This window comes from Haloferax larsenii (assembly GCF_024730625.1).
GTDB classification, from domain to species: Archaea; Halobacteriota; Halobacteria; order Halobacteriales; family Haloferacaceae; genus Haloferax; species Haloferax larsenii.
Window position 1 is genome coordinate 735,085 of record NZ_CP078063.1, and the last position, 25,279, is coordinate 760,363.

At 62.9% G+C, this 25,279-nt stretch carries 28 protein-coding genes; 20 read left to right on the forward strand and 8 right to left on the reverse strand.

Features of this window, described 5'->3' with window-relative positions; genetic code table 11:
* The first annotated feature begins 28 nt into the window (after positions 1-28).
* Positions 29-913, forward strand: a complete 885-nt coding sequence (locus tag KU306_RS03850) for an alpha/beta hydrolase family protein (RefSeq protein ID WP_258302927.1) — start codon at positions 29-31, stop codon at positions 911-913.
* Between the two features lie 39 nt (positions 914-952).
* On the opposite strand, the gene KU306_RS03855 is transcribed toward KU306_RS03850, so the two are convergent.
* Genes KU306_RS03855 through KU306_RS03865 form a run of 3 tightly spaced genes read right to left on the reverse strand, consistent with a single transcriptional unit; the run spans position 953 to position 3,297 of the window.
* A complete protein-coding gene (locus tag KU306_RS03855; protein ID WP_258302928.1) occupies positions 953-1,411 on the reverse strand; it encodes a hypothetical protein in 459 nt (152 codons plus the stop codon).
* Positions 1,408-1,920 carry an aromatic-ring-hydroxylating dioxygenase subunit beta gene (locus tag KU306_RS03860; protein WP_258302929.1) on the reverse strand — a complete coding sequence of 171 codons (513 nt, stop codon included), beginning with the start codon at positions 1,918-1,920 and terminating at the stop codon, positions 1,408-1,410. The genes KU306_RS03855 and KU306_RS03860 overlap by 4 nt, the downstream gene beginning before the upstream one ends.
* Positions 1,921-3,297, reverse strand: coding sequence for an aromatic ring-hydroxylating oxygenase subunit alpha (locus tag KU306_RS03865; RefSeq protein ID WP_258302930.1), 1,377 nt, complete (start codon positions 3,295-3,297; stop codon positions 1,921-1,923).
* A 138-nt stretch (positions 3,298-3,435) separates the two neighbouring features.
* Between KU306_RS03865 and KU306_RS03870 the strand changes: the two genes are divergently transcribed.
* From KU306_RS03870 to KU306_RS03905, 8 genes are all read left to right on the forward strand, one after another.
* The gene (locus KU306_RS03870; protein WP_258302931.1) at positions 3,436-3,864 is read left to right on the forward strand and encodes a VOC family protein; all 429 of its coding nucleotides are present in this window, start codon (positions 3,436-3,438) and stop codon (positions 3,862-3,864) included.
* Between the two features lie 132 nt (positions 3,865-3,996).
* Positions 3,997-5,007, forward strand: a complete 1,011-nt coding sequence (locus KU306_RS03875) for an ABC transporter substrate-binding protein (protein WP_258302932.1) — start codon at positions 3,997-3,999, stop codon at positions 5,005-5,007.
* 139 nt (positions 5,008-5,146) lie between these two features.
* Complete coding sequence (gene hcaB, locus KU306_RS03880; RefSeq protein WP_258302933.1) at positions 5,147-5,965, forward strand: 3-(cis-5,6-dihydroxycyclohexa-1,3-dien-1-yl)propanoate dehydrogenase; 819 nt, start codon at positions 5,147-5,149, stop codon at positions 5,963-5,965.
* Positions 5,966-6,065: 100 nt separating this feature from the next.
* Positions 6,066-6,893 carry an aspartate dehydrogenase gene (locus KU306_RS03885; RefSeq protein ID WP_258302934.1) on the forward strand — a complete coding sequence of 276 codons (828 nt, stop codon included), beginning with the start codon at positions 6,066-6,068 and terminating at the stop codon, positions 6,891-6,893.
* Positions 6,894-6,899: 6 nt separating this feature from the next.
* Positions 6,900-7,772 (forward strand): DMT family transporter, encoded by an 873-nt coding sequence (locus KU306_RS03890; RefSeq protein ID WP_258302935.1) that lies wholly within the window; start codon positions 6,900-6,902, stop codon positions 7,770-7,772.
* A gap of 115 nt (positions 7,773-7,887) precedes the next feature.
* Positions 7,888-8,313 carry a universal stress protein gene (locus KU306_RS03895; protein WP_258302936.1) on the forward strand — a complete coding sequence of 142 codons (426 nt, stop codon included), beginning with the start codon at positions 7,888-7,890 and terminating at the stop codon, positions 8,311-8,313.
* A 421-nt stretch (positions 8,314-8,734) separates the two neighbouring features.
* Positions 8,735-9,022, forward strand: coding sequence for a helix-turn-helix domain-containing protein (locus tag KU306_RS03900; protein WP_258302937.1), 288 nt, complete (start codon positions 8,735-8,737; stop codon positions 9,020-9,022).
* A gap of 1,181 nt (positions 9,023-10,203) precedes the next feature.
* Positions 10,204-11,565 (forward strand): NAD-dependent succinate-semialdehyde dehydrogenase, encoded by a 1,362-nt coding sequence (locus KU306_RS03905; protein ID WP_258302938.1) that lies wholly within the window; start codon positions 10,204-10,206, stop codon positions 11,563-11,565.
* Between the two features lie 40 nt (positions 11,566-11,605).
* On the opposite strand, the gene KU306_RS03910 is transcribed toward KU306_RS03905, so the two are convergent.
* The 4 genes from KU306_RS03910 to KU306_RS03925 form a co-directional block, all read right to left on the reverse strand.
* On the reverse strand, positions 11,606-12,616 hold the full coding sequence (locus KU306_RS03910) for a hypothetical protein (RefSeq protein WP_258302939.1): 1,011 nt from the start codon (positions 12,614-12,616) through the stop codon (positions 11,606-11,608).
* Positions 12,617-12,680: 64 nt separating this feature from the next.
* Positions 12,681-13,034, reverse strand: coding sequence for a (2Fe-2S) ferredoxin domain-containing protein (locus KU306_RS03915; RefSeq protein ID WP_007540829.1), 354 nt, complete (start codon positions 13,032-13,034; stop codon positions 12,681-12,683).
* The gene (locus KU306_RS03920; RefSeq protein WP_258302940.1) at positions 13,034-13,951 is read right to left on the reverse strand and encodes a CbtA family protein; all 918 of its coding nucleotides are present in this window, start codon (positions 13,949-13,951) and stop codon (positions 13,034-13,036) included. The genes KU306_RS03915 and KU306_RS03920 overlap by 1 nt, the downstream gene beginning before the upstream one ends.
* A gap of 2 nt (positions 13,952-13,953) precedes the next feature.
* The gene (locus tag KU306_RS03925) at positions 13,954-14,142 is read right to left on the reverse strand and encodes a CbtB domain-containing protein (RefSeq protein ID WP_007540824.1); all 189 of its coding nucleotides are present in this window, start codon (positions 14,140-14,142) and stop codon (positions 13,954-13,956) included.
* A gap of 174 nt (positions 14,143-14,316) precedes the next feature.
* On the opposite strand from KU306_RS03925, the gene cbiT reads away from it, so the two are divergent.
* The 11 genes from cbiT to KU306_RS03980 are packed head-to-tail and all read left to right on the forward strand — an operon-like array spanning position 14,317 to position 23,078.
* Entirely contained in the window at positions 14,317-14,874 is a 558-nt protein-coding gene (gene cbiT, locus KU306_RS03930) for a precorrin-6Y C5,15-methyltransferase (decarboxylating) subunit CbiT (RefSeq protein ID WP_258302941.1), read from the forward strand.
* Positions 14,874-15,581, forward strand: a complete 708-nt coding sequence (locus KU306_RS03935) for a cobalt-factor II C(20)-methyltransferase (protein WP_258302942.1) — start codon at positions 14,874-14,876, stop codon at positions 15,579-15,581. Before cbiT ends, KU306_RS03935 begins: the two co-directional genes overlap by 1 nt.
* Positions 15,578-16,423, forward strand: coding sequence for a cobalt-precorrin-4/precorrin-4 C(11)-methyltransferase (locus KU306_RS03940; protein WP_007540818.1), 846 nt, complete (start codon positions 15,578-15,580; stop codon positions 16,421-16,423). Before KU306_RS03935 ends, KU306_RS03940 begins: the two co-directional genes overlap by 4 nt.
* Entirely contained in the window at positions 16,420-17,382 is a 963-nt protein-coding gene (gene cbiG / locus KU306_RS03945) for a cobalt-precorrin 5A hydrolase (RefSeq protein ID WP_258302943.1), read from the forward strand. Before KU306_RS03940 ends, cbiG begins: the two co-directional genes overlap by 4 nt.
* Positions 17,383-17,399: 17 nt before the next feature.
* Positions 17,400-18,251: a precorrin-3B C(17)-methyltransferase gene (locus KU306_RS03950; RefSeq protein WP_258303372.1), complete on the forward strand. Its 852-nt coding sequence runs from the start codon at positions 17,400-17,402 to the stop codon at positions 18,249-18,251.
* A 3-nt stretch (positions 18,252-18,254) separates the two neighbouring features.
* Positions 18,255-19,280: a precorrin-3B C(17)-methyltransferase gene (gene cobJ / locus KU306_RS03955; RefSeq protein WP_258302944.1), complete on the forward strand. Its 1,026-nt coding sequence runs from the start codon at positions 18,255-18,257 to the stop codon at positions 19,278-19,280.
* A 1-nt stretch (position 19,281) separates the two neighbouring features.
* Positions 19,282-19,527 (forward strand): ferredoxin, encoded by a 246-nt coding sequence (locus KU306_RS03960; protein WP_258302945.1) that lies wholly within the window; start codon positions 19,282-19,284, stop codon positions 19,525-19,527.
* On the forward strand, positions 19,524-20,219 hold the full coding sequence (locus tag KU306_RS03965; RefSeq protein ID WP_258302946.1) for a cobalamin biosynthesis protein: 696 nt from the start codon (positions 19,524-19,526) through the stop codon (positions 20,217-20,219). The genes KU306_RS03960 and KU306_RS03965 overlap by 4 nt, the downstream gene beginning before the upstream one ends.
* Before the next feature lie 48 nt (positions 20,220-20,267).
* Positions 20,268-21,482, forward strand: a complete 1,215-nt coding sequence (locus tag KU306_RS03970; protein WP_258302947.1) for a CbiX/SirB N-terminal domain-containing protein — start codon at positions 20,268-20,270, stop codon at positions 21,480-21,482.
* A gap of 2 nt (positions 21,483-21,484) precedes the next feature.
* Positions 21,485-21,862 carry a DUF3209 family protein gene (locus tag KU306_RS03975; RefSeq protein ID WP_258302948.1) on the forward strand — a complete coding sequence of 126 codons (378 nt, stop codon included), beginning with the start codon at positions 21,485-21,487 and terminating at the stop codon, positions 21,860-21,862.
* A gap of 4 nt (positions 21,863-21,866) precedes the next feature.
* On the forward strand, positions 21,867-23,078 hold the full coding sequence (locus KU306_RS03980; protein ID WP_258302949.1) for an outer membrane protein assembly factor BamB family protein: 1,212 nt from the start codon (positions 21,867-21,869) through the stop codon (positions 23,076-23,078).
* Positions 23,079-23,089: 11 nt separating this feature from the next.
* Here the strand turns inward: KU306_RS03980 and KU306_RS03985 are convergent, their stop codons facing one another.
* Positions 23,090-25,270 (reverse strand): VWA domain-containing protein, encoded by a 2,181-nt coding sequence (locus tag KU306_RS03985; RefSeq protein ID WP_258302950.1) that lies wholly within the window; start codon positions 25,268-25,270, stop codon positions 23,090-23,092.
* Between the last annotated feature and the right edge of the window lie 9 nt (positions 25,271-25,279).

Genomic DNA, 25,279 nt, shown 5'->3' on the forward strand with positions numbered 1-25,279 from the left:
TCCGCCCACAATCGAATCACGTGTTACCATGCCAGTAATGGAGCCGACGCCGGAGGACATCGACCTCCGCGCGATTAACTACGAGGCCGACGACGGAATGGAACTCGACGGATTCGAGATTACGAGCGAATCCGAGACGTTCCACGGTGAACACACCTGCGTCATTTTCCTGCACGGACTGCGCGGATTCGCACTCGGTGCGGGCATCTCTCCGGTCGCCTACCCGCTCGCCCGGGAGGGAATTCGGTGTGTCTCTATCAACAAGCGAAACAGCGGAAAGGGCTACGAGACGTCAGACTTCGCCGAGCTCGACCGCGACATCGCGGGTGCGGTCGACTGGGCGACGGACAACGGCGCGACGGAAGTCGTCATCTGGGGCCGGAGTCTCGGCGCGACCGAGGCGGCGTACTTCCAAGGGAAGCGAAACGACCAGGACGTGGACGCAGTCATCCTCGCCGCACCCTTCGCCGACATCCGGGAACGGTCGACGCGGAGCTACTTCGAGGCACTCACCGACGACGCAGACGCGGCGTACGAGAATTTCGTCAGCAACGCCCGCGACCTCGTCGATGCCGGCCGCGGCAACGAAATCGTCGCGCTGCCCCGACCGGTCGGCGGTGACATCGAGTACATCCCGATGACTGCCGAGTCGTTCCTCTCGTACCGGTCGCCGGAGAGCAAGTGCGCGACCATCGACTGGACGCCAGACATCGAGATTCCGATACTCCTGGTTCCACACTCTTCGGACCGAAACGTCACCCCAGCAGAAGCGGAGGAAATCGCCGAGACGGCGACAGCGAGCCCGCTCGTCGAAGTCGAGCCAATCGCCGCCGACCACTTCTTTACGGGGAGCGAACGGCAGGTCGCAGACCTCACCGCGTCGTTCATCGAACGTGCTCGTGAGTATCAGTGAACTTTCACGTCGAAATCTGAACGAAAACGTGCGTCGAAGCTAGTGGAACAGCGGGTCGTCGTCGTGGTCATCGACGGGACCCATCGGCGTGTGGAGCAGGTCAGAAAACAGCGACATGTCTTTTCGGCTCAGTGCAACCAACTCCGAGACGCTCAGCCGACACGAGTAGCCAAGCTTGGGCGAATCGATTTCGAGGCGCGGCCCGTCGTCGGTGTCGAACACGGTGAGTTGAACGACGGTGTACTCGTTGCCAATCTGTAGCGTTTCGTCGGTCGAAGCCGGGTTCTCCCCCGGGGCGTATTCGACGCCGGTCAGGTCGGCGAAGAACTCGTCTTCCTGCCAGGTGAGGCTCTCCAGTGCGAGTGCGTCGAGGCGTATCGAGCCGTCGTCCGTCTCGAGAAGGAGCCGCTCTCCTGCCGGCGTCAGTTCCCGGGTGATGGAAACCGTTCGGTCGTCGTCCCGGAGTGTTACGGTCGGGGTGTCGGTCGTGTCGGTCATAGGATTATCGAGAGCGTGTTCGTCGGGATTATCGTGTGGTCGAGCAGGACGACCCGCTCGGCGAGTTTGAACCCCTTATCTGTGCGTCGGAGCGTGTCGTGGCGCTCCATCGAAAGGATGTCCGGTTCGGTCTCGTCTCCCTGCTGTCGGAAGACGAGGAGGTTGTTCTTGAGCTTGACCTCCTCACCGTCGTCGTCGACGATACGGACGTTGCTCACGTGACGACGCGTCCGCGATGGTGGGTCTTCCGACCACGCGAAGTCACTCTGCATCCGCTCAGTCCGAACCTCTAACGTCCCCCAGTCTTCCTTCATGTGGAACGAGGTGTCGCTGAACTCCGTGGGATTGGACCGCTCGCGGGTCGTGCGGATGGGGACGCGGTAGTCGATATCCTCGGTCACGAGGTCGTGCCACTCGGTGAGCTTGCGGTCGTCCAGCAGTTCGGCCGTGTGGTAGAGGAACTCCTCGCATTCGGCCCGGAGCGCCGGGTTCGAGATGGATTCGCTCATCTACATCCCCCCGTCCGAGGTCATCGCCTCGTGCCAAGTCCGGTAGAAGTCGAGCTGATTCTCGTCGGTCATGCCACCTTCGAGGTATGCGGTTCCGGGGCCGACCCACTCCTCGTAGACGGTCGCCGCCGGGTTCTCGCCGCGACCCATCGTGAACAGCGTGTTCACGTCGTCGTTCTGGCGGGCGAAGACGCTGCCGGCGGCCTCGTCGATGCCGTACCAGATGCCGACGTCGTCGACTTCGAAGTTGCCGGAGGGACTGAAGTTCGACATGCCGACCTCGTAGACGCGCTCTTTGTACTCGTCAGAGGCGTCCTTCGGGGCGAGAATCCAGTTGACGACCTCCATCTTTCCGGCCCCTCGCGGCTCCCACTTTCGGAGCAGGAAGGTGCCGACAGAATCTTTCTCGGGGTCGTCGCGGCCGCCGAGGAAGATAAACGAGAGGTTCGGGAAAATCGTTCCCAGCGTCACGCCGGACTTCCGTGCGACTTCGTGTTGGTCGGCGTCGAGCGTGTCGTGATTGAACGTCTCGACGACCTCCGGCGGGTGCCCCCAGTAGCTGTCTTCTTCGGACTCGATTTGGTAGAAGCTGAACCCGTGGCCGTCGCAGTCGGCGATACCGTACAGGTTGCTCTCTTTTTCACCCGTCGCCGTGTCGCTGCCCACGCCCGCGTCGATGGCGGATTTGTGGCCCATCGGAATGTGGTAGTTATCTCCGTAGAAGTTCTCTGTCGGCGTCTTCCAGTCGTTTTCGACCTCCCAACGGTGGGGGTCGCCGATGACTTCCATGTCGATGAGGTCGAAGTACATGTCGAGAAACCACGTCGCGCCGCCGAGGAACTCCTCCAGTGGCTCGACGTCCGGCGCGACGCAGGCGAACACGAGACCGTTGTACTCCTCGACGTGCGGGGCCTCGTGGAGACCGCGGTTCTCCGGCTCGATGTGGTCGAACCCCGCGGCCTTCTGCGGAACGCCCACGAGGTCGCCCGTGTTCTTGTACGTCCAGCCGTGGTAGGGACACCGGAAGTGCGAGGTGTTTCCCTTCTCCGCCCGGCAAACGTTCGCCCCCCGGTGTCGGCAACTGTTGAACAGGACGCGGAAGTCGCCGTCCTCGCCGCGGACGAAGATGAACGGGTCCTCGCCGATAGTCCGCTGGCGGTAGTCCCCCGGTTCGGGAACCTCGGACTCGTGGCCGACGTACACCCACGTCTGGCCGAAGATTCGTTCGAGCTCCAGTTGGTGGACGGCGTCGTCGTTCAGTATCTGCATCGGTACCTCGCCGTCTTCGAGGGTCTCGCCCATGCGTTCGAGGAGCGCCTTCACTCGACCGAACTCTGTCTGGCTAGTAGACTGTGATTCGTCAATACCGTGTGACATCGCGTGTCAAAGACCGCTTCGAGCCAGCATAAATTTTGCCCTTATCAAACACCTCGCCCTCCGTGCCGTCCGTAATTTCACCGTATTGGCCGCGTCCAAACAGTTATCGTTGAGAAATCTATGTATTCAGGTGGAACGATGGTAGGTACTGCCATACACTACGGACTAAACGTCTCGGACATGGACGACGCGCTCGCGTTCTACAGCGACCTGCTCGGACTCGACGTCGACAGACAGTTTCCGGTCAGCGAGGTGCAAAGCGACATCGTCGGCGTCGACGGCGTCGAAGGGGACATCACGTTCCTCGATGCGGGCGGGTTCTTCATCGAACTCATCGCCTACGACGAACCGCCGAACGAGAATATCCACGAGACGGTGTCGGGCCACGACGTCGGTGTTGCTCACCTCTGTCTCGAAGTCGACGATGTGTGGGCGCTCTACGAGGAGTTGTGCGACGACGCCGAGTTCGTCAACGAACCGAAAACGGTCGGAAACGGGGCACAGATAACCTACATGCGCGACCCAGACGGAAACTACGTGGAACTGATGGAACCACCGACCGAGTGAAACCAGTGGCGTTTCACAGGGGCACGGGCCCAATCCAGTATAAATAGCCCCCATATAACGGGATAAATCCACGAATATATCCGGAGATATCTTCCGGTAGAGTTATATTCGGTTGTCGTTTTTGATTTTACGATGCCTGTGAGAGACACTCATGCAAACAGGCGAGACGTTTTGAAAGCGACCGGCACCGCAATCGCCGCAGGCAGCCTCGCCGGCTGTCTGGGCAGCGTCACCGGCGGCGGGTCGTCGACAGTCTCGATCACACTTGGACACGGAATCGCGTCGGAAGAACCGCTGTGGCTGATGGATGCGATGCCCGATATCCTCGACCACTGGGGGAGCGCGTACGAAGCCGAGTTCAAGGCGTTCCCCGCGAACAACCAACGCTTGCAAGCGTTCCAAGCGGGTGAATTACAAGCCGGGACTTCAGCGGCCGTCACCGCCATCTTCTCTACGAACAAGGGCCTCCCACTCACTGTCGTCGCAAACATCACACAAGAGCGGGAAGACACGTTCCACGAGAAGTTCCTCGCCCGACCCGACTCGGGCATGGACGGACTGAACAAGGAATCGCTCGAAGGGAAGAAAGTCGGTATCTGTGCGTTCAAGTCCTGGTGTGACCTGTGGGCGCAGTCGGCGATTCGAGAGGTCGGCCTCGTACCGGACGAAGACGTCGAACTGGTGAAGGTCCCGTTCCCGTCAATGGGAGAAGCGGTGAGTAAAGGACAGGTCGATACCGCGATATTCCCGCCGGTGTTCGAGATGCTGGGGAAGCAGAAGCACGGCCTGAAGCCCATCTTTAGCGTCATCGACACGGTCGGCTGGGAACACGACCTGATGGAACTGTGGTTCTCGACCCAGTTCATCGAACAGAATCCCGACGTCGTCGAGAAGTTCTTGCAGGACTACTCGACAGCAGTCGACTACTACAACAACAACGTCAAAGAGTCGAAGCGGGCGATTCACGACGCCGGATACGTCCAGACGCCGAAGGAGACCTACGTATCGCTTCCCAACTACACCCACAGCGTCCAGCCGCTCACCGAGAGCCTGAAGAAAATCAATCAGCTCGTCGCCGACATGGGATGGATCGAAGAGCCGGTGGAGATTGACAACCTCTACAACCTCGAATACCTCCCCTAAACCGACAGCATCCATTTTCGTCTTTAGAAACGCACACTAGCACGAGGACACCGAGCGCGGCACACGCCGCGCGCGGATTCTCCGGCGAACATTCGTCCCCTGCACACACTTATGGTTCTGGTCTCCCTTCGTCGGTGTAATGACGTGGCTCGACAAGCAAGTAGCATTGATTACGGGTGGTGCCTCAGGACTCGGTCGCGCAGTGGTCGAACGATTCCTCGACGAAGGAGCGAACGTGGCCGTCCTCGACGTCGACCGCGACCGACTCGACGCCCTCGAACGCGAGTGTGACGGCGTACTCACCATCCACGGCGACGTAACGTCGCTCGACGACAACGAGCGGGCAGTCTCGGAGACCGTCGACCAGTTCGGCCGACTCGACGTGTTCGTCGGCAACGCCGGCGTCTTCGACGACAACGTCTCGCTCCCGGATCTCGACGCCGACGACATCGGCGCGAGCTTCGCCGAACTGTTCGAAATCAACGTGCTCGGCTATCTGTTGGGCGCCCGCGCCGCACTCCCCGAACTCGCCAAGACCGAGGGACGCATCGTCTTCACCGCCTCGCAGGCGAGTTTCAACTCCGACGGTGGGGGTATCCTGTACGTCCCCTCGAAACACGCAATCGCGGGCATCGTTCGACAGCTCGCGTTCGAACTCGCACCCACTGTCCGAGTCAATGCAGTAGCACCGGGATACGTCCCGACAGAGCTCAGCGCAACCGACACGCTCGGCGGCGACCGAGCAATCGTGACGGCCGAGGAGTTCGACGCCTCCAACCACCCGCTCGATATCGTTCCGACGCCCGAGGATTACACCGGTCCCTACGTACTGTTGGCGTCCCGGGAGAACTCACGACCTATGACGGGGACGATTATCCGCGCCGACCTCGGTCGGTCGGTCCGGGGAATCACGTCCGTCGCCGGCCGTGCAGCCGAGTTCGTCACCGACGGACTCTGACTGTCGGCGACGGCAACAGACACTGATTACTGAGAGTCCACCGGCCGCAGAGTCCGCCGTTCCCGAATGACTTTTGCTACCGTGTTACAACGAACGTACTATGCCGCTTAGAGTGAGCCTCTTCGGTTGCGGAACCATCGGTACAGAAGTCGCCCGTGCGTTCGCCGACGGGACCATCAACGCCGACCTCACCCGTATCTACGACCGAAACGCGGAGAAGCGCCAGTCCGTCGTCGACGAGTTTCCGGTGGACGACGCCCCGAAACCGGTCGACGATTTCACGGACCTGTTCGAGGGCGTGGACCTCGTGGTCGAAGCCGCCGGGCAGTCCGCTGTCGCCGACGTAGCCGTTCCGAGCCTCGAATCCGGGTGCGACGTTCTGCTGTTGAGTGCCGGTGCGCTCGCTGCGTCCGAGCTACGCCAGCAGGTCGTTCGAACTGCCGAGAAGGAAGGACAGGTCGTTCACGTGCCCTCCGGGGCTATCGCGGGTCTCGACGCGGTGAAAGCCGCAGCCTTGACCGGCGATTTGGAGACAGTCTCGCTGACGACGACGAAGAACCCCAGCGGTCTCGAAGGGGCACCATACCTCGTCGAGAACGACATCGACCTGTCGGCGCTCGACTCGGCGACGACGGTGTTCGAGGGACCCGCGACGGAAGCGGCGCTCGCATTCCCGTCGAACATCAACGTCGCGATGGCACTGAGCCTCGCGGGAATCGGGCCGGACGAGACGACGGTTCGAATCGTTGCCGACCCCGAGGAGTCGAACAACGTCCACCACATCGAGGCGACGGGCGGAATGGGGTCGATCGAGACGACAGTGCGCAACGTCCCGTCACCGACGAATCCGAAGACGAGCTACCTCGCTGCCGTCTCGGCCATCGAGAAGCTTCGGACCATGGGCGCGACGGTCCGGGTTGGGACCTAGACATAGATGGAAGCGGTACTCCCCGTTCTGTTCGCGCTCGTGACGGCGTTCGCGTTCGCCGTCTCAACGGTTCTCGTCCGGGTCGGTGTGAGGGAATCGAGTCCACTCGTCGCGCTCGTCATCACGATGGCCGTGAACGTGGTGGTGCTGTGGGGGCTGAGTCTCGCCTGGTACGACGTGTCCGTCGACCTGTGGTCGTGGCGCTGGTTCATCCTCGCGGGCATCTTCGCGCCGGCGCTGGGTCGGCTCGCCAACTACATCGGAATCCAGCGCGTCGGCGCGAACCTCGTCTCCCCGATTACCAACATGAACCCCCTCGTGTCGGTCGGACTGGCTATCGTGTTACTCGGCGAACGCCTTCCACTTCCCGGATACGTGGGGGTGATGCTCGCCGTCGCAGGCGGTGTCGTCCTCGCGTCAGTCCGCGGCGACGGATTCACTCGCGTTCGCAGGACGGACCTCCTGTTCCCGCTTTTCGGTGCGCTCACCTACGGGACGGTTCAGATATTCCGGAAAATCGGGACCAACCTCGTCGCCGAACCGACAATCGGTGCGGCGGTGAACTTGACCACGTCGTTCGTTCTCGTTGCGGGTGGTATCGTCGCCACGGGGCGACTGGAGACGCTCGTTGTCCCGCGCCGGGACGCACTCACCTTCGTCGCCGCCGGCGTCGTCTCCAGTCTCGGCTTGGCGTCGCTGTACGCCGCGCTCAGTCTCGGACAGGTGACTGTCGTCACGCCGATATTCAACGCGTCACCGCTCTTCGTCCTCTTACTGACGGGATTATTCGTCCGAGACGGCGAGCTATTTAGCAAGCGCGTCCTCGTCGGGACAGTGACCATCGTCGCCGGGGTAGCGATTCTGACGATGTGGACGTGACGCGACTGAGGTGACTTGGAGTGCACGATTGGAGTGACTTGGAGCGCGCTCCGTCCCTGCATCCCACATTCGACCGACGTGAACATTTATCCCGGATGTCCGCACTAGTACAGGTATGGCTGTACTCGCTGCTGTGAGCGGTAATAAGTCGCCAGACGACGTCGTCACCGTTGCAAACAACCTCGCCAAAGCCCACGGCGAGGAGCTGCTCGTACTCCACGCGCTTCCCGAGGAGTCGTTCGAGCAACGGGCAGAATCGGCGGACGACTACTTTCGTGACGATGCGGTCCACGACGCAAAGCAGGTGGCACAGCGGATTGTCGAAGAGACTCTGGGCAACACCGACGGTGTCAGGCTGTTGGGTCGAATCGGAACCCCCGCATCGGCCATTCTGGACACGGTCGAGGAACGGAGCCCAACCTACATCGTAATCGGGTCGCGGAAGCGGACTCCGGTCGGAAAGGCTCTGCTCGGAAGCACGACCCAATCGGTGATGTTGCACACGGACGTCCCCGTCGTTGCAGTCCCGGAAGACGAATAGCTCGTTTTAGACCGCACCGGACGACCCAAACAGCGACCTGACACCGGATTCGACGCGTCGGCCTGGTGTCGGGTAGCAAAATATTTATGCACGAGTGAGTGCGACACAATACCATGTCAGAAGAACACATGAATTTCCCCGAGTGCTGCGGCTACTGTCCACACCGACAGCGGTTCTCGGCCGCATGTAACCACGAACTTAGACAGTCACTCGTCTTCGAGTTGGCAGCAGCAGAAAAGTCCTGTCCAGTGTTCGACGACTGGCACGCACGGGAGATGTCACGGTTGGAACGTGAACTGCCTACCGGCGCCGACCGGTGACAGACAGAGTCCGCGTCGCAGTCAACCGGTCCAGTGAGCGTGGCAAGATGCACAGAATACGATAGACAGACACGACAGAACAACACGACCGAAACGACGAGATGACGACCCGACACGAAGAACACCTCACCCCGTCGCCATCCAGTTCGATGGGAGACGAACGACAGCATCTCGACGAGATGCCACCGAGCGCAAGCCGCGTCTACGGTGTTCTCGAACAGACGGACAGCCCTCTTTCGAGTACCGAAATCGCCAGTCGAACGCCGCTGGCCTCTCGGACGGTTCGAAATGCGCTCCACCGACTTCGAGAAGCGGACCTCGTGGGTGTCCGGGCGAGTATTTTGGACCCGCGGAAACGCCAGTACGAGCTAACCGATACCGAACGCTGAAGCCCCAGTTGCCATCTTACTCCTCTGTTGGGTATTCGGTCGAGCGAATCGGAAAACACGGTGACGAGACGGCGACGGAGTGTCAGATTCCGAGATGCGAGACACTGCACAGTAGCAGGGAGAGACGACCACGAAATCGGGAGGAAAGCGCCGTGGCGGGGACTGTCGCACGCGGGGAGACTGCGAGCAGGGATACCGAACAACAGATTTCGGAAACAGTGCGTTCAGTCTGTTACCACTCCAGCGCTGACCAGAGGTATAAGCGTTGTACCGGTCGGTATCGGGAACAGAGTAAAATCGAGACGCCCACACGACAGCATGACCACGTGTAGAATCGGGATAGTTCGTTTCCTAATACCGAACGACCGTGAGAGAATGTAGCAGAGTTTGTATTTTTATGATATTCTCAACCATTACAACTGTACTGTTGTAATAGAAAGCAAAAGCAGAAAGTCCATTTTTCAGATGTAAATATCGTATAAGACTCAGAAATACTAAGCATGTGCACCTAAAACCCACTTTACACCGCCACCCAACCAATCACGTATTTGTTATATGCCGATTCCGTTCCTCACTGTCAGAGCGTTTTCTATTAACGAACAGAAAGCGAAGTGATACTGTGCTAGCAGTCCAAGCGGCCCCACGCAAGTCGGTGTCACGGTGAGAGCGAAGACGTTCGTCCAAGCCAGCAACACGTTTAAAACCACATATTTGCATGTTTTGAGCAATACTACATCAGCAACAATAGCACGTTACACGAACCAGGCCCGTGTTAGACGACTATTTTGGCAAATAGTAGCATCCCACCCAACGAAATGGATATAGCGGTAAATTATAGCCAAATTAGTAGAATGTATCAGAATCTCACCGGTAAATAAACTATTATTATAAAAATTTCCCATTGAGATGCCATAAACGTTGTTTTACTATATTAAATGGTATTGTTCATATATAGGAATTCTATGGGCGCATTGGAAAATGGCTATCGGCAAGAATCAGCCCGGCTGCAGCGCCACCAACGAACGAGCGAAACGTGGGTGACGCTCTCGACGGCGAACAGAGCGGAGACCATGCAACAAGCCAGCCTCTTTTGGACTCCTAGCGTCGAATGCGTTCTTCGGCCCTTCCATCATACTCCAAACATAATTAACAGTCATGTGTATTCAGTGAACAGTACAGGTATGGAATCGAGAAACCCCGCGACGGGCGACCGAATCGACACCTACGAGGAAGACGATGACACGGATGTCGAAGCGGCGCTCTCCCGCTCCATGGACGCGTTCGAGGAGTGGCGCGAGCGACCGATTCGCGAACGCGAGGAACTCCTCTCGAACGCCGCGGACGTCCTGCGAGAGAACAAGCGCCGGTACGCTGAGTTGATGACGAACGAGATGGGAAAGCCCATCTCGCAAGCCATCGGCGAAGTCGAAAAGTGCGCGTGGGCCTGCGACCACTACGCCGAGCACGCGAGCGCCTATCTCGGGGACGAACACCACCCCAGCCCACCGGGTACCGAGGTCACGACCGTCCACGACCCGCTCGGTCCGGTACTGGCCGTGATGCCGTGGAACTTCCCGTTCTGGCAGGTCATCCGCTTCGCCGCGCCGTATCTGACTGTCGGGAACGTCGGCCTGCTCAAGCACGCTTCGAACGTGCCCGGGTGCGCGCTCGCACTGGAAGAGGTGTTCCGAGAGGCCGGCTATCCAGACGGCGTCTTCCAGACACTACTCATCGGGTCGAACAAGGTCGACGACGTGCTTTCTGACGACCGCGTGCGCGCAGCGACGCTCACCGGAAGCGGACCGGCAGGCCGGGCAGTCGCCGAAACCGCCGGGAAGCACCTGAAAAAGACCGTCTTGGAACTCGGCGGGTCGGACCCCTTTATCGTCCTCGACGACGCCGACCTCGATGCGGCGGTCGAGACGGGCGTCCAAGCCCGAACCCAAAACGGCGGCCAGTCCTGTATCGCCGCAAAGCGATTTATCGTCCACGAGGCAGTCTACAACGAGTACGTCGAGAGTCTGGTCGAGGCGTTCGAAGCCCTCACTATCGGCGACCCAATGGACGAGGCGACGGATATCGGCCCACAGGCCGACCCCGAGTTGATGGCCGAACTCCACGACCAAGTCCAGCAGAGCGTCGATGCCGGGGCGACAGTGCTGACGGGTGGCGAACCACTCGACCACGAGGGCGCGTACTACCCGCCGACTATCCTGACTGGTGTTCCCGCCGGGTGCCCCGCCGACAACGAGGAGACGTTCGGCCCCGTCGCGGCCGTGTACAAAGTCGCCGACGAAGCGCAGGCCATCGAGAAAGCGAACGACACCCGATTCGGTCTCGGCGCGAGTCTCTGGACCGAAGATAGGGAGCGGGGCCAGCGTCTCGCGCGCGACATCGAAGCCGGGTGTGTCTACATCAACGAGATGGTGAAGTCCGACCCAAGAGTCCCCTTCGGCGGCATCAAAGACGCCGGCTACGGCCGCGAACTCTCCGAAGCGGGAATCAAAGAGTTCGTCAATCACAAGACGGTCTGGACGCAGTAACGGAAGGCGCCCGTGTCCCCGTTCCAGTCGCCCTCGCCGGTCAGAAGAACTTGTGCGCCTCGTACCCGTAGGTTTCGGGGTCGACGTCGACGACGCTCTCGTCGTGGAGCGAGGTGAAGTAGGTCGCGTCGCTCCAGTAGTACTCGTCGAACACCGACCGGGCGGTGATGTTCATCACCGGCGGCAACGCGGGGTCGTCGCGCTCGATGAACATGGCGACGTTGAAGCTGTTCAGGCCGACCGAGGCGTAGTACGAGAGCACGTTCACGAGGCCTTCTGCGAAGTCGTGTGCGACATCGCCGCGGGGGTCGGGAACGCCGGTATGAATCTGTGCCGCGACGCCGAGGAGGTGGCGGTGGTGTTTCGGCGCGAAGGGGGCGAGCCAATGGACGCCGCCGGTCTCGGCCACGTATCGGTCGCCACCGCGTTCTTGGATTGCGAGTTCCGACCAGTACGACTCGTCGTGTTCCTCGTAGAACTCGCGGGCGGCGTCGGCGACGCGGCGCTGTTCGTTCGTCCCGCGGTCGTCGACGAGCGTCTGCATGTGCGGGTGGATGAGACTCGACCCGGCGGGGCGGAGGAAGTTCATGTTCACCGAGGCGAATCGGGCGTCGTCGTCGTGGTCGAAGACGTCACGAACGTACTGGAACGCCGCACAGAGTCCGTCGGCGAACTGCGCTGTGGTGAACTCGTCTATCGGGACGAAGTGCTCCTCGGTGAGCGCGATGACGTCCGAGTACGACCCGTACGGATTCAGATTCGGGAAGGAGGTCGCTTCGCCGCTTTTCCCGCGGTCGGTCCCGACCCACTCGGGATAGGTGGGCGTCGCTTCCTCGACCGTGCCTGGACAGAAGAAACAGCCCTCACTGTCGAGGACCGAGTCGTCGATTTCGGGGTCCTCGGGGAGCAGGAAGTTGTCAGCGACGACCCGCGTGGTGCGCCCGGTCAGCGGGTCGACCCGAATCTCGGTTTCGACCGTCGTCTGCTCGAACTCTTCGAGCGGACTGTGGAACGTCGCTTCCTGCGTGTCGAGTTCGAACTGTATTGACATAACCAGAGGTTCGACGGGCCGCGTGAAAAGCCTAGCTCCGAGATGTGAGACAGTCGAGTTCGGGTTAGTTCGACGCGTCGACGTCACCACGCTGACCGAGCGCGTCGGCCTCCTCTCCGAACTCGTCGCGCAGCAACTCCGGGACGTCCTCCGGTCGAACGTCGGAGTACCAGCGATTTCGCGGGTGAATCGCAATCGCGGCACCGTCGGCGCTGCACAGGCCGAGGCAACTCGTCTCGGCGACGTAGACGTGCGACCAGAACACGCCGCGGTCGCGCAGCCACGATTTCACCGCGTCGTACACGGCCGGGCCGTGAGCCTCTGCGCAGGCCGCGTACTCGGAATCCCGGCTGTTCGTACAGACCAGCACGTGGTCCGTGAATCCGTGTTCTCTGACCTCGTCGGTTCGGTCCTCCATCAGTCGGCTGAGAGCGTCGCCCCACGGCTCGCAGCCGAAGGGTCGGTCTGGGATGTGTTCGCCGACCGAAGCTGTGCGTGCGTCGTCGCGAGGAGCAGCCACACGAGGACCTGCCCGAAGACGAACAGACCAGTCATCCCGGTCCGAAGTTCGGGCGAAAGTGCCCCTTGAATCGTGTTCGTCGGAGCCAACACGGCCGGAATCGCGAGGATACCGAAGGGGAGTAGCCCGCCGACGATGGCGACACTGCGGCCGTTCGACGCCCGCAGTCGGTTGTACACGTATCCAGCCAACAGGCAGGTGAGTGCGCCAGCGACCATCATCCCGGCGTAGAGCGGGATTCGAGTCGAGACTGGAAGCGACTGCTGCGCACCGGGTGACGCTGGCGGCAACACCAGCCACGGAGCACCCGAGACGGTGACGAATCCGGCAAGTCCCATCGCGTAGCTCTTGGCCGCGCCGGCCCCCGGAATCGCGGGTTCGAGGAAGTAGAACGCGATACCGAAGAACGCGCCGCCGAGCAGGACAGCCCAGAGACCGCCGGAAACGACGCTCACCGCCTTGTTGACCGCCATCGAAACGGCGGTGTCGTGGTGGCCCTCACCGCCGTCGGCGTGGGACTCGCCCTCGTCGGTGTGGCCTCCTGCTTCGTGACCGTGACCTGCTTCTTCGTGACCGTGGCTTCCGTCCTCGTGCTCGTGCCCACTTCCATCCTCGTGAGCGTGGTCGCCTTCGTCTCCGTGGGCGTGAGCAGCCTCAGATTCGTGCTCGTGCCCGCCATCGACGTCCGCTGCGGCGTGGTTCATCTCGTCGGCGTAGACGACGAGCGGGTTAGCGACGACGGCCATGAACAGGCCGAAGACGACGCCGGCGACAAGCCCCGCTTTCACGCCTCGCGTCAGATACTCCGCGAGCATGGTCAGTGGCAGGCGATACCGGCCGCGTGACGGAAGTTGTGCATCGAATCGTGCACGAGTGGGTCCTGCACGAACAGCAGTGTATAGCCGAGTGCGGCGACGAAGAGCATCCCCGCAGCCATCTGAACCGGTGTCAGTTCGACCCGCGCCTGTTCGACTCGCCCGTGAACTGTGTTGGCAGTGGATGCCATTCTAAATTCAGGTTGAGTAACCACAAACAGGGTTGTAAAACTTTCGAGGTAAGTCAACAGGAGTTGTTCTAACGCAATTTTATTTTAATAACTCAGAGGGCAGATTTTATGAAACTGTGTTTTCTGTAGTACAAGCACAATTGTTTTCAAACGGCGTCCAGATTGTTAGCGCAAATGTCACGCCTACAACTCCCGCACGACGCGAAGGCGGGCCCCACGAAACCCGAGGTGAGAGCGGTGACACTCGACAAACTCGGCTTGCGCCCGACTGACCACTTCGTCGACGTCGGGTCGTGTACCGGCTCCGTCACCATCGAGGCGGCACAGCGAGTCCGACGAGTGACGGCAGTCGAGCGAAAACCGAACCGACTGGAGGTCACGGAGAAGAATCTCGCCGCGAACGAGTACGACGCGGACGTGACGCTCCGCGAGGCAGAAGCCCCCGAAGGACTTCCAGAAGACGCCGACGCGATGTTCATCGGCGGAAGCCGGAACTTCGAGGCGGTGCTGGACCACGCCGTCGAGACCGACGTAGACCGAATCGTGATGAACGTCTCGCGGGTCGAACCGACGGGCGCGGCAATCGAGGCGTTCCGCGAGCGCGACCTCCTCGACGAAGTCGTCCAGATGCAGGTGAGCCACGGGTACGAACTCGCCGGGGCGACGAGTTTCCGGTCGAACAACCCCGTCTACATCATCGTCGGCCGGCGTGACGCCGGAGGGATGGACTGATGACCGTCTACGGAATCGGTCTCGGTCCCGGCGACGCCGACCTCGTGACCGTCAAAGGAAAGCGACTCCTCGAATCGGTCGACGTCGTCTACTCCCCGGGGCGACTCTCCCGGACGGTCGCGCTGAATCACGTCCCCGAAGAGCGAATCGGCGACCTCGACTTCCCGATGACGCGCGACCCGGACGAACTCCGACGCGCGTGGAAGGAGGCCGCCGCAGAGGTCGCAGAGCGAGCCGCATCCGAGGATGTCGCGTTCGTGACGCTCGGCGACCCGAACGTCTACTCCACGTTCGGCCACCTCCGCCGGACGCTCGACGCGTTCCACCCCGAAATCGAACTCGAAGTCGTCCCCGGCGTGAGCGCGATGACCGCGTTCGCAACGGCGCTGGGCGTCGAAATCGAGTCGGGAACCGGGCTCGCGCTCCGCGAGGCGGCAAACGGTGCGGTTCCAACCGGCCCCGACCGAATGATTCTGTTCAAAGTCACCGACGCCCCCGCGACCTACGAGGGGCTGACTGAAGCCGGATACGACGTGAAATTCGGCCGTCGGCTCTTCATGGAACAGGGCGAGACGCTCGTCACCTCCGACCCGGAGGAACTCGAAGAACGCGACTACTACACGCTGGCCTACGCCGAGCGAGCGGGTCTTGAACGCGACGTTGCGACCGCGGAGTTCGACGGCGTTGACTCGGAGGGGTCGGTGTGACGGCCGACGGCGACGCAGACACCGGCTTCACCGACAACGAAGGCATCCCCTTCATCGGTGCCGGACCGGGCGACCCCGAACTGCTCACGGTCGCCGGACGCCGACTCGTCGAGGAAGCGGACCTCGTCGTTCACGCCGGGTCGCTCGTCAACAGCGAACTCCTCGATGAGTACTGCGACCACGCCGAACAGGTCAACAGCGTCGGCAAGGACCTCGAAGAGCTGATTCCGCTGATGGCCGACGCCTACGAATCCGGCGAGACGGTCGTCCGACTCCACAGCGGCGACCCGGCGATATACGGGGCCGCCCTAGAGCAGATGGACGCGCTGGCGAAGGAAGGAGTCCCGACCTACCTCGTTCCGGGCGTCACCTCCGCGTTCGCCGCGAGCGCGACGCTTCGCACGCAGTTGACGCTGAACGAAGTCGCCAACCACGTCGTCTTCACCCGACCGCAGGGTCGGACGCTCACGGCCGAAGAAGACCACATCAGCGACTTCGTCGGCTTCGGCGACACCACGGTCTGTATCTACCTCGGCACCCACGCCGTCGCGGAGACGATGGACCGCCTCCTCGACGAGGGCCACGACCCGGACACCCCCGTCGCGGTCGTCTATCACGCCTCGTGGCCGGACGAGGACGTTATCGAAGGAACCATCGAGACCATCGGCGAGAAGGTCGAAGACGCGGGCTATCGTGCTTCGGCCCTCGTCATGATTGGCGACGCCGTCACCGGCTCGGACTACGAGCGGTCGTTCCTCTACGGCGACTGGGCACGCGGCGGCGACGCACCGAACGACGACCCCGACACCGATTCTGAACCACAGGAGCGTGATACACGATGAGTGACTCTGATTCCGGAAGCGGACACTGTAAAACACCAGACAGCGACGGCGAAGTCGCACGCGAGATTGGCATCGTCAGTTTCGAGCGAAAGATGGAGACGGCCGAGGAAATCAAGGCCGAACTCGCCGACGACTACGACCGCATCGACATTCTGCCCTACCACGGCGACGTGTTCGCCGAGCACTGGGGCGAATACGACTGTTTCGTCGGCCTGATGGCCAGCGGCATCGCCATGCGAAAGACCGCCGGCCTCCTCGACGACAAGTGGGACGACCCTGCGGTCGTCGTCGTGGACGAAGAACTGACGTGGGCGATTCCGCTCACCGGCGGCCACCACGGCGCGAATCAGGTCGCCTACGACCTCTCGAAACTCGGCGCAGTCCCCGCGATGACGACCGCCTCCGAGGCGGCCGGAAAGCAGGGCGTCGAGAGCAAGGCGAAGGCGCTCGACACGCACGTCGTCAACGGCGATTCGACCGTTGCGACGAACCTCGCCGTCCTCAACGACGAACTCGGCCCGGTCGCTCGACTCGACGGCCCGAAAGCAGTCCTCGTCGACGACGACGTGACCGTCCTGAAGCGAAACGGCGACGACGGCGTCGTCCTCGGAACTGGCAGCGTCTCCGGCGCGAAGAAAGCGCAGTTCCTGACCGCGTGGGAACAGGCGCTCGACGACGCCGACTGCGACTGGGACGACGTGGACTTCGTCGCCACCGGCACGCGAAAGGCCGACGAACCCGGCATGCTCGACGCCGCGCAGGAAATCGGCGCGGGCGTCGTCTACTTCGAGAAGGAGACGCTGACCGAGTTCGAAGGCCCGACACCGTCGCGGTCGAAGGAACTCATCGGCTGGCCGGGAATTGCTGAAGCGAGCGCGATTGCCGGTGGCCGCGACCACGAACTGGTCGTCGAAAAGCAGCGCTACGACGACGCGGTGACGGTGGCGGTGGGACGATGACCGACGGCGCGGAGACGATGACCGACGGCGCGGCGACGACGACAGACAGTCACGGCGATGTCCCCGACGACTACGGAACCCTCTACGTCGTCGGCATCGGCCCCGGCCTCCCGGCGCACATGACCCAGCGCGCCAAGGAAGTCATCCAGACGGCGGACTGCGTGGTCGCGTCGAACCTGTATCAGGAGTTCCTCCGCGACGACGACACGCTCCCGCCCGAGGACAGCGACGAGGGACCCGAAGTCGTCCGCTCGTCGATGGGCCAGCAGGTCGAACTGACCCGCGAGGCCTTCGAGCGAGTTCGCGCGGGAGAGGACGTGGCGCACGTCTCCGGCGGCGACCCGAACGTCTACGGCAAGTCCGACCTCGTGTTCACGATGGCCGACGCCGACGACGCGACGGACGTGCCAATCGAAATCGTTCCCGGCGTGACCGCGGCCCTCGGCGGCGCGGCGATGATGGGCGCGCCGCTGTCGAACGACTTCTGTACCATCTCGCTGTCCGACAAGTGGCGCGGGTGGGACGAAATCGAGGAGAAACTGCGCGCGGCCGCCATCAGCAACTTCGTCATCGTCCTGTACAACTGCTGGCGGAACTACACCCGCGCTATCGACATCGTCCGTGAGGAACGCGCCGACGACGTTCCGGTCGGCATCTTCAACGACGCCGGTCGCGGTGAAGCCGGACGAAACCTCGACGACGAGACGTTCTCGATTACGACCCTCGGCGACGCGAAATCCCACGACGAGGACGTCGGCGGGATGGGCACGTCGATTCTCATCGGCACCCACGAGACCGAACCCTGGAGCAACGACTACGAAACGTACCTCGTCACGCCCCGCGGTGGGCGCGACGTCGACGACTTCTAACCCATGAGCGACAGCAACACAGCATCCGAATCGAAGTGCGGCGGACAGACGACCGAATCGAAGACGACCGACTCCAGTGAGTCGTCGGCCTCGAAGTGCGGCGGCACGTCGGCTTCGACCGAATCACGCGACTCCTCGACCTCCAAATGCGGCGGGTCGAAGAAGTCGGACACCTCGTCGAGTTCCAAATGCGGCAGTTCGAAGAAAGAACAGACCGACGAGAAGGTCGAAGCGACCATCGACGACTTCGACGGCGAACCCGGCCAACTCGTCGCTGTCGGCCTCGGTCCCGGCCGAGCGAGCGAGATGACGACGCTGGCGAAAGAGACACTCCGCGAGGCCGACCACATCGTCGGCTACACGACCTACATCGAACTCCTCCCGGACGATATCGTCGAAAGCGCGGAGGACATCTACTCGACGCCGATGTGCGGCGAAGTCTCCCGAACCGAAGAGGCGGTCGACCGAACGCTCGCCGGAAACGACGTGGCAATCGTCGGTAGCGGCGACCCGAACGTCTACGCGCTGGCCGGTCTCGCGCTCGAAATCCTCGAATCGAAGGGCGCGACCGCGAGCATGGTCGACTTCGACGTGGTTGCTGGCGTCCCCGCCGCGCAGTCCTGTGCGGCCCGACTGGGCGCACCCTTGGTGAACGACACCGTCACCATCAGCCTCTCTGACCACCTGACCTCGATGCCGACCATCGAGTCGCGCCTGCACTCGGCCGCGAAAGAGGGCTTCACCATCGTCATCTACAACCCGTGGAGTCGCAAGCGCCGGTCGAACTACGAGAAGTGCTGCGAGATTCTCCTCGAACACCGCGACCCCGAGACGCCGGTCGGTATCGTCCACGGTGCGGGCCGCGACGACGAGGAAGTCGAAATCGTCGAACTCCAAGACCTCCCCGAACTCGGCGAGACCGACCTCGTGGACATGACGACGACGCTGCTCGTCGGCAACGAGGAGACGTACGTCTGGGACGGACGGATGGTGACGCCCCGCGGCTACGAACAGAAATACGAGTACTGAGATGTTCGAAATCGAAATCGACCGAACGGCTTGCGACGGCATCTTCGCCTGTCTCACCCGCGACGAGCGATTCGTCGAAGACGACGACGGACTCGCCACGGTCGACCCGAACGCGGAGGATGTCGTGTCGGTCTCTCGGGACGGCGACAGAGTCGTTGCGACCGTCGATGGCGACATCGACGACGCAAATCTCGCGGCGCAAGCGTGTCCGCCAAATGCCATCGTGATTCGGGAGGCAGAGACATGAGCGACACCGATATCGACACAGAAACAGATATCGACGTCGACCCCGCCGACGACCTGCTGAAGAGCGCGCCCGAGACGGCCTATCTCTGGGGCCACGTCGCCGGAAGCGGTGATATCGAACCCGAGACCGCGACGATTCACACGAACGACGAGACGTGTGCGAATCGTCTCGTCGCAATCGCTGGCGGCGGCGATATCGACAAACAGGAGACAGCGCACCCCTACGCGCACAACACCTCCGTCACCCGCCGGAAAGACGAGTACCTCGTCGCGGTCGAGGGCGCAGTCGTCGCGAACGCGACCGGCGCGTTCGGCCTCCCCGTCGGCGACGACGCTGGCGGGTACCGATTCGACGTGTTCGAGGACGCCAGAAAGCAACTGCTCCGGGGTCTCCTCGAAAGCTGTGGGACGGTCTGTTTCAAGTCCTCCAGCGGCACGGTCGGCATCTCGTTCGTCCACGACGACCGGAATCTGTTGGAACGAATCGACCACCTGCTCGACTCCTGTCCAGTGGATGCGCCGACCGGCGACATCAGCGAAACATCTTCGGGCGGCTACTGGTTCGGCATCGACGACGACGCCGCAGGAGACTTCGGGACGTGGGTCTACGACGGCAGCGACGAGACGAACCTGTTCGCACCGACACGTCGGCAGAAGCTCACGCGAAGTCTCGAAGAGGCCGAAAACGCATGACGACCACCGAGTCCAACCGAGCATGATACCACTCGAATCCGGCCAGACATGAGTCTCGACCACCCCTCACTCGACGACGAAGCGGTCCTCCTCGTCGGTCACGGGTCGCGCCGAGAGAAATCCAACGAGCAGGTTCGGGCGCTCGCCTCCAAGCTCGAATCACACCTGTCGCTCCCGGTTGACGCGGCGTACATCGAGCTTGCCGAACCCGCAATCGAAGACGCCATCGAGACGCTGGCACCCACGTGTCAGTCGATGACCGTCGTTCCGCTGTCGCTGTTCGCCGCCAGTCACGTCAAAAACGACGTTCCGCTGGCTGTTCAAACGGCCCGCGCGCAGTACGACGACCTGAGCTTCCACGTCGGGTCGCACCTCGGCATCCACCCCTCCATCGTGGACCTGCTCGACGACCGCGCTCGGGCCGTCGAGACCGACCTCGGCGTCGACCGCGAGGCTGACGACGTGGCCGTCGTCCTGTGCGCACGCGGGTCGAGCGACCCGGATTCGAACGGCGACGTACACAAACTGGCCCGACTACTCTACGAAGGCCGGGAGTTCACTCGCGTCGAATCTGCGTTTATCGGCGTCACGACACCCCGCCTCAAAGAGACGCTTCACACCGTCGCAAAGGACCGGCCGGACGCCATCGTCGTTCTCCCGTATATGCTCGGCGACGGCGTCCTGACCCAACGAATCGTGGAGCAAGCCGAGACGTTCGACGAGGAGTACCCCTACGTCGACGCCGGTGCGTCCGGCCCCCTCGGTACGGACGACCGTGTCGTGGACGTCCTCGCCGACCGCTGTCAGGAGGCCCGGACGGGAAGCGTGCAGATGTCGTGTGACACCTGCAAGTACAAAGTCGAACTCTCGGGCTACGAAGCGGACCAAGGCGGCGCTCGCGCGATGCTCCGCTCGCTGGTCCATCAGGCTGAACACGCCGACCGGAGCGACGTCGACGACGACCCGCACGTCCACGACGCACCCGAGAAACACGTCTCCGTCTGTACGAACCAGACCTGCGCTGCGAGCGGCGCGGCGACAGTTCTCGAACGCCTCAGACAGCAGTCGCGGGACACCGACGACTGCGACGTGCACGTCTCGCGCAGTTCCTGTCTGGGGCAGTGTGGCGACGGCCCAATCGTCGCCGTCTACCCGGATAGCATCTGGTACGGCGGCGTGACGCCCGACGACACAGAACGCATCGTTTCGTCCCACCTCGAACGGGACCGCATCGTCTCCGACCTCGTCCACCAATCACTCTAACCATGGCATGCGCTGAACTCGAAGCACTCCGACTCGCACTGATGAACATCACCGGCACGACCGACGAGAGCGTCAAACGACACGCCGAGGCCGAACTCGAAGGCTACCTCGACGAACCCGGCCCGATTCAGGCGCTCGCAAACGCGACCACTCTCGACGAGGCACAGCGACATCTCGACGCCGCCCTCGTCGACCTCGAAGAGGAAGCCACGCAGACGCCGAACGACGACCCGAAGTCCGGTTACCTCCGGGGGCGTGTCATCGCCGTCCGAGACGCCGAGCGGTCGCTTCGGCGACTCCGCACCCAGACGGACTCGCTCCTCGACGACCTCGGCGAGGCGCACCACGACCTCCACGACACGTTCCCAGTCGAGGAGTAACGCGATGGTTGGCTTCACGAATCATCGTGAACTCGGTCCTCTCGACGCCGCCCGAAGCCGACACAACTGGGCGCGGTCAGCCGTGGCCGCGGCCGACGGTCGAGTGGTCGCCGGGACGGCAGACGGTCGAGTCGTGGCGTTCGATTCGGCTCTCGACCGTGTGCAGTGGGACGCAACCGGCGACCACCGCATCGTCTCGATGGCCGCAACCGACGACCGTCTCGTGGTCGGCGAACGCGGCGGCGACGGCACAATCCGCGTCTTCGACCCAGAGACGGGAACAGAGCGCTGGTCGTACGCGACGACCGACGACATCGGCACGGCGACGAAAGAGTCGCTGTTTTTCCTCCCGTACGTCGTCGATGTCGCGGTCACGGAGACCCGAGTCGTCGCCGCCGCCAGACGGTACGAACGCGACGGCGAGAAGCGGGTCTGGTCGAGCGTCGTCCTCGGATTCGACCACGACGGCGCGGTCCAATGGCGCTACCGTGCCGCCGCCTCGCCAATCGCGCTGGATACTGACGGCGAGCGCGTCGCAGTCGCCTACAATCGCTGTCCCGAACCCGAGCAAGATGGACTCGTCGTGCTGGACGCCGAGACGGGTGACTCAGTCACGACGTGGGACCCCGAACTCGACGCGGAGCGCCGCGTCGGCGACGTTGCGTTCGCGGGCGACGATATCGCCGTCTGCTGCCACGGCGACAAGCGCGGCTATCTGCTCGATGCCGACGGAAGAGAGCGGTGGGCGGTCGACCTCGCAGTGAAGGAACCAATCGGCGACGAAACGGTGTACGCCTATCCGAACCACGTGTGCGTCGCCGACGGCGTCGCGGTCTTCGTGACGGGCAACACCTTCGCCGAATCGACGCGCGACCCGGACGCGAGACACCCACAGGAACACACCGCGTTCGCTGTCGAGAACGGCGAGATACTGTGGTCCCGTGAGGTTGGCGGGTTCGCCCGCGGTGTCGAAGCAGTCGGAGAACGCGCACTCATCCCTTCGGCCCAGAATTTCCGACGGAGAAGTGCCGAGACCCACGGCGTCCACGTCTTCGATGTCGAAGAGGGACACAGCGAGACGACCACACTATCGGGCATTCCGACGGCGCTCGCAGTCGGCGACGGCCTGCTCGCAGTGGTCGAAGAGCCGGTCGAATACCACGACGAAGAAGTCACGCACGGAGCGTACCGCCTGCACTCGGGAACGCTAGAATAGCTTCCCGGGCGTTACTCTTGTTCCGGCGTCGCGGCGTCCGTCACTCGTTCTGCCGAGAGTTCTGAAAGCGAGATTCGCTGGCCGCCCGTCTCGGAGACGAGGATGTCGGTCACACCGACGCCGTCGTCTCCGGCATCGACGACGACGACCGAGGCATCGCTGGTTGCGAGTTGCCGCGCCGCCGACCGCGTCTCTCCGGTCGGACTGCCGTCGGCGACGTTCGCTCGGCCGTCGGTCACGACGACGACGAGCGACGAGTCCGCCTTCGCGTGAGTGACGAGTCGATGGGCCGCGTCCAATCCGGACGGAAGCGGGGTTCGGTCGCCGGTTGGGAGTTCTTTCAGGTGGCGGGCGGCCAGTGTCACGCTGTTGGTCGGCGGGAGGAGCATTTCGGCCGAGTCGCCAGCGACCGCGACGAACGCGACTTCGTCTCGTTGCTGGTAGGCGTCTTCGAGGAGGGCCATCACCGTCCCTTTCGTCTGGCGCATCGCCGACCGCATCGACGCGCTCGCGTCCACGACGAAGACGACGAGCGAGCGGGCCGAGCCTCGTTTGACGGAGGTTCTGAGGTCCGCTTCGGTGACGCTGGTTCGCCCGCCTGTCGCCGCCGCCCGGACCGAGGCGGCTACGTCGATGTCGCCGGAGTTCGTCGCCGGTTCGGTTCGAACTCGTGACCCGCGACCCTGCCGAGATTCGCCGACAGTGGCCCGGGTTCCGCCGCCGGGCGTCTCTGCCCGTAGCTCCGTGTCGTCGAGTGGCGGCTGGTCGACCTCGCCGATTGACGCGCGTTGCTGACCGGGAAGGAGGGGCGTCGCTTCGGGTGCGTCGTCTTCGTCGTCAGAATCCGCGTCCGACGGGGAGTTGTCGTCGCCGTCGCGGTCGGAGTCGCTGCCGTGGTCGTCGTTATCGTCGCCGTCACGGTCGGAGTTTGGGGCCGTCTCGATGTCTCGGGAGTCGGAGCCACTGTCGTCCGAGGGAGCGTCGCCGCGATTACTGTCGCTGTCGCTCTCCTCACCTCCGTTTCCCTCGTCACCCGGACCTGTCTCGCTGTCGGGGTCTGTTTCGCTATCAGCGTCCGTCTCACTGTCGGCGTCGGCGTCGCCGGTGGAACCCTCGTCGCCGTCCGCGTTGTCGCCTTCGGCGTCACCCTCTCCCGACCCCTCTTCGTCGTCGAAGTGGTCGTCGAGAATCTCGTCGGTGTCGGGCGCGTCGTCGAACGGGCGGCTCTGGAGGCGATGGGGGAGCGCGAGCGCGGCCGCCTCGCGAACGTCACCCTCGATGACCTTGGTGCGGCCGTCGAGGGCGGCCAGCGTTCGGGCTGTGCGGGCGATAGCGATGTCGGCTCGATGGCCTTCGACGCCCGCGTCCAGACAGAGTTCGGCGATGTCGCGCTTGAAGTCAGTCGGGAGCGAGACGGCGTCCAGCAGGTCCGCCGCGTCGTGGACCTGCGATTGCAAGGCTTCGGTCTCGTCGCGGTAGGCGTCGGAGGCCGCAGGTGGCTCGGAACCGACTGCCGACGAGTCGTGGCCGCGGTCCAGTGCGCGGTCGATAATCGTGACTCGCTCGTCGATATCGCGGCTTCCGACGACAGTCGCCTGCAACGCGAATCGGTCCCGAAGTTGCGGGCGCAGGTCGCCCTCTTCGGGGTTCATCGTCCCGACGAGCGTGAACTCGGCGGGGTGTTCGATGCTCACGCCGTCGCGTTCGACGCGATTGACACCGCTCGCGGCCGCGTCCAACAGGAGGTCCACCAGGTGGTCGTCGAGGAGGTTCACCTCGTCCACGTAGAGGATGCCGCGGTTCGCACGAGCGAGCAACCCGGGGTCGAACGAGGCCTCTCCGGCGAGCGCGTCCGAGACCGAGAGCGTCCCGACGACCCGGTCGCGGGTCGCGCCGAGCGGAAGGGTGACGAGCGGGACCGAGCGCAGTTCTACGTCGTGGTCGTCGCGCTCGCGGCACGACTCGCACTGTCGGTCCGGGTCGTCCGGCGGGCATCCGTAGGGGCAGTCCGCGACGACTGCCTGTTTCGGAAGCAACTCAGAGAGCGCCCTGACGGCGGTCGATTTCGCCGTTCCCTTCTCACCGCGGACGAGCAGCCCGTCGAGTTCGTCGTTCACGCCGACGGCCAAGAGCGCCCGCTTCAACTCCGCTTGCCCGACGATTGCCGGGAACGGAAGCGACTGCGTCTTCATGAAGTCATG

Coding starts and splice junctions, on each gene's coding strand:
- cbiG (WP_258302943.1), top strand. CDS start 16,420: ATGAGTGACTCTGATTCCGGAAGCGGACACTGTAAAACACCAGACAGC.
- KU306_RS03890 (WP_258302935.1), top strand. CDS start 6,900: ATGGAAGCGGTACTCCCCGTTCTGTTCGCGCTCGTGACGGCGTTCGCG.
- KU306_RS03920 (WP_258302940.1), bottom strand. CDS start 13,951: ATGCTCGCGGAGTATCTGACGCGAGGCGTGAAAGCGGGGCTTGTCGCC.
- KU306_RS03970 (WP_258302947.1), top strand. CDS start 20,268: ATGAGTCTCGACCACCCCTCACTCGACGACGAAGCGGTCCTCCTCGTC.
- KU306_RS03960 (WP_258302945.1), top strand. CDS start 19,282: ATGTTCGAAATCGAAATCGACCGAACGGCTTGCGACGGCATCTTCGCC.
- KU306_RS03895 (WP_258302936.1), top strand. CDS start 7,888: ATGGCTGTACTCGCTGCTGTGAGCGGTAATAAGTCGCCAGACGACGTC.
- KU306_RS03885 (WP_258302934.1), top strand. CDS start 6,066: ATGCCGCTTAGAGTGAGCCTCTTCGGTTGCGGAACCATCGGTACAGAA.
- KU306_RS03950 (WP_258303372.1), top strand. CDS start 17,400: ATGACCGACGGCGCGGCGACGACGACAGACAGTCACGGCGATGTCCCC.
- KU306_RS03935 (WP_258302942.1), top strand. CDS start 14,874: ATGACCGTCTACGGAATCGGTCTCGGTCCCGGCGACGCCGACCTCGTG.
- hcaB (WP_258302933.1), top strand. CDS start 5,147: ATGACGTGGCTCGACAAGCAAGTAGCATTGATTACGGGTGGTGCCTCA.
- KU306_RS03860 (WP_258302929.1), bottom strand. CDS start 1,920: ATGAGCGAATCCATCTCGAACCCGGCGCTCCGGGCCGAATGCGAGGAG.
- KU306_RS03875 (WP_258302932.1), top strand. CDS start 3,997: ATGCCTGTGAGAGACACTCATGCAAACAGGCGAGACGTTTTGAAAGCG.
- KU306_RS03900 (WP_258302937.1), top strand. CDS start 8,735: ATGACGACCCGACACGAAGAACACCTCACCCCGTCGCCATCCAGTTCG.
- KU306_RS03975 (WP_258302948.1), top strand. CDS start 21,485: ATGGCATGCGCTGAACTCGAAGCACTCCGACTCGCACTGATGAACATC.
- KU306_RS03850 (WP_258302927.1), top strand. CDS start 29: ATGCCAGTAATGGAGCCGACGCCGGAGGACATCGACCTCCGCGCGATT.
- KU306_RS03865 (WP_258302930.1), bottom strand. CDS start 3,297: ATGTCACACGGTATTGACGAATCACAGTCTACTAGCCAGACAGAGTTC.
- KU306_RS03855 (WP_258302928.1), bottom strand. CDS start 1,411: ATGACCGACACGACCGACACCCCGACCGTAACACTCCGGGACGACGAC.
- KU306_RS03925 (WP_007540824.1), bottom strand. CDS start 14,142: ATGGCATCCACTGCCAACACAGTTCACGGGCGAGTCGAACAGGCGCGG.
- KU306_RS03905 (WP_258302938.1), top strand. CDS start 10,204: ATGGAATCGAGAAACCCCGCGACGGGCGACCGAATCGACACCTACGAG.
- KU306_RS03965 (WP_258302946.1), top strand. CDS start 19,524: ATGAGCGACACCGATATCGACACAGAAACAGATATCGACGTCGACCCC.
- KU306_RS03910 (WP_258302939.1), bottom strand. CDS start 12,616: ATGTCAATACAGTTCGAACTCGACACGCAGGAAGCGACGTTCCACAGT.
- cbiT (WP_258302941.1), top strand. CDS start 14,317: ATGTCACGCCTACAACTCCCGCACGACGCGAAGGCGGGCCCCACGAAA.
- KU306_RS03980 (WP_258302949.1), top strand. CDS start 21,867: ATGGTTGGCTTCACGAATCATCGTGAACTCGGTCCTCTCGACGCCGCC.
- KU306_RS03870 (WP_258302931.1), top strand. CDS start 3,436: ATGGTAGGTACTGCCATACACTACGGACTAAACGTCTCGGACATGGAC.
- KU306_RS03985 (WP_258302950.1), bottom strand. CDS start 25,270: ATGAAGACGCAGTCGCTTCCGTTCCCGGCAATCGTCGGGCAAGCGGAG.
- cobJ (WP_258302944.1), top strand. CDS start 18,255: ATGAGCGACAGCAACACAGCATCCGAATCGAAGTGCGGCGGACAGACG.
- KU306_RS03915 (WP_007540829.1), bottom strand. CDS start 13,034: ATGGAGGACCGAACCGACGAGGTCAGAGAACACGGATTCACGGACCAC.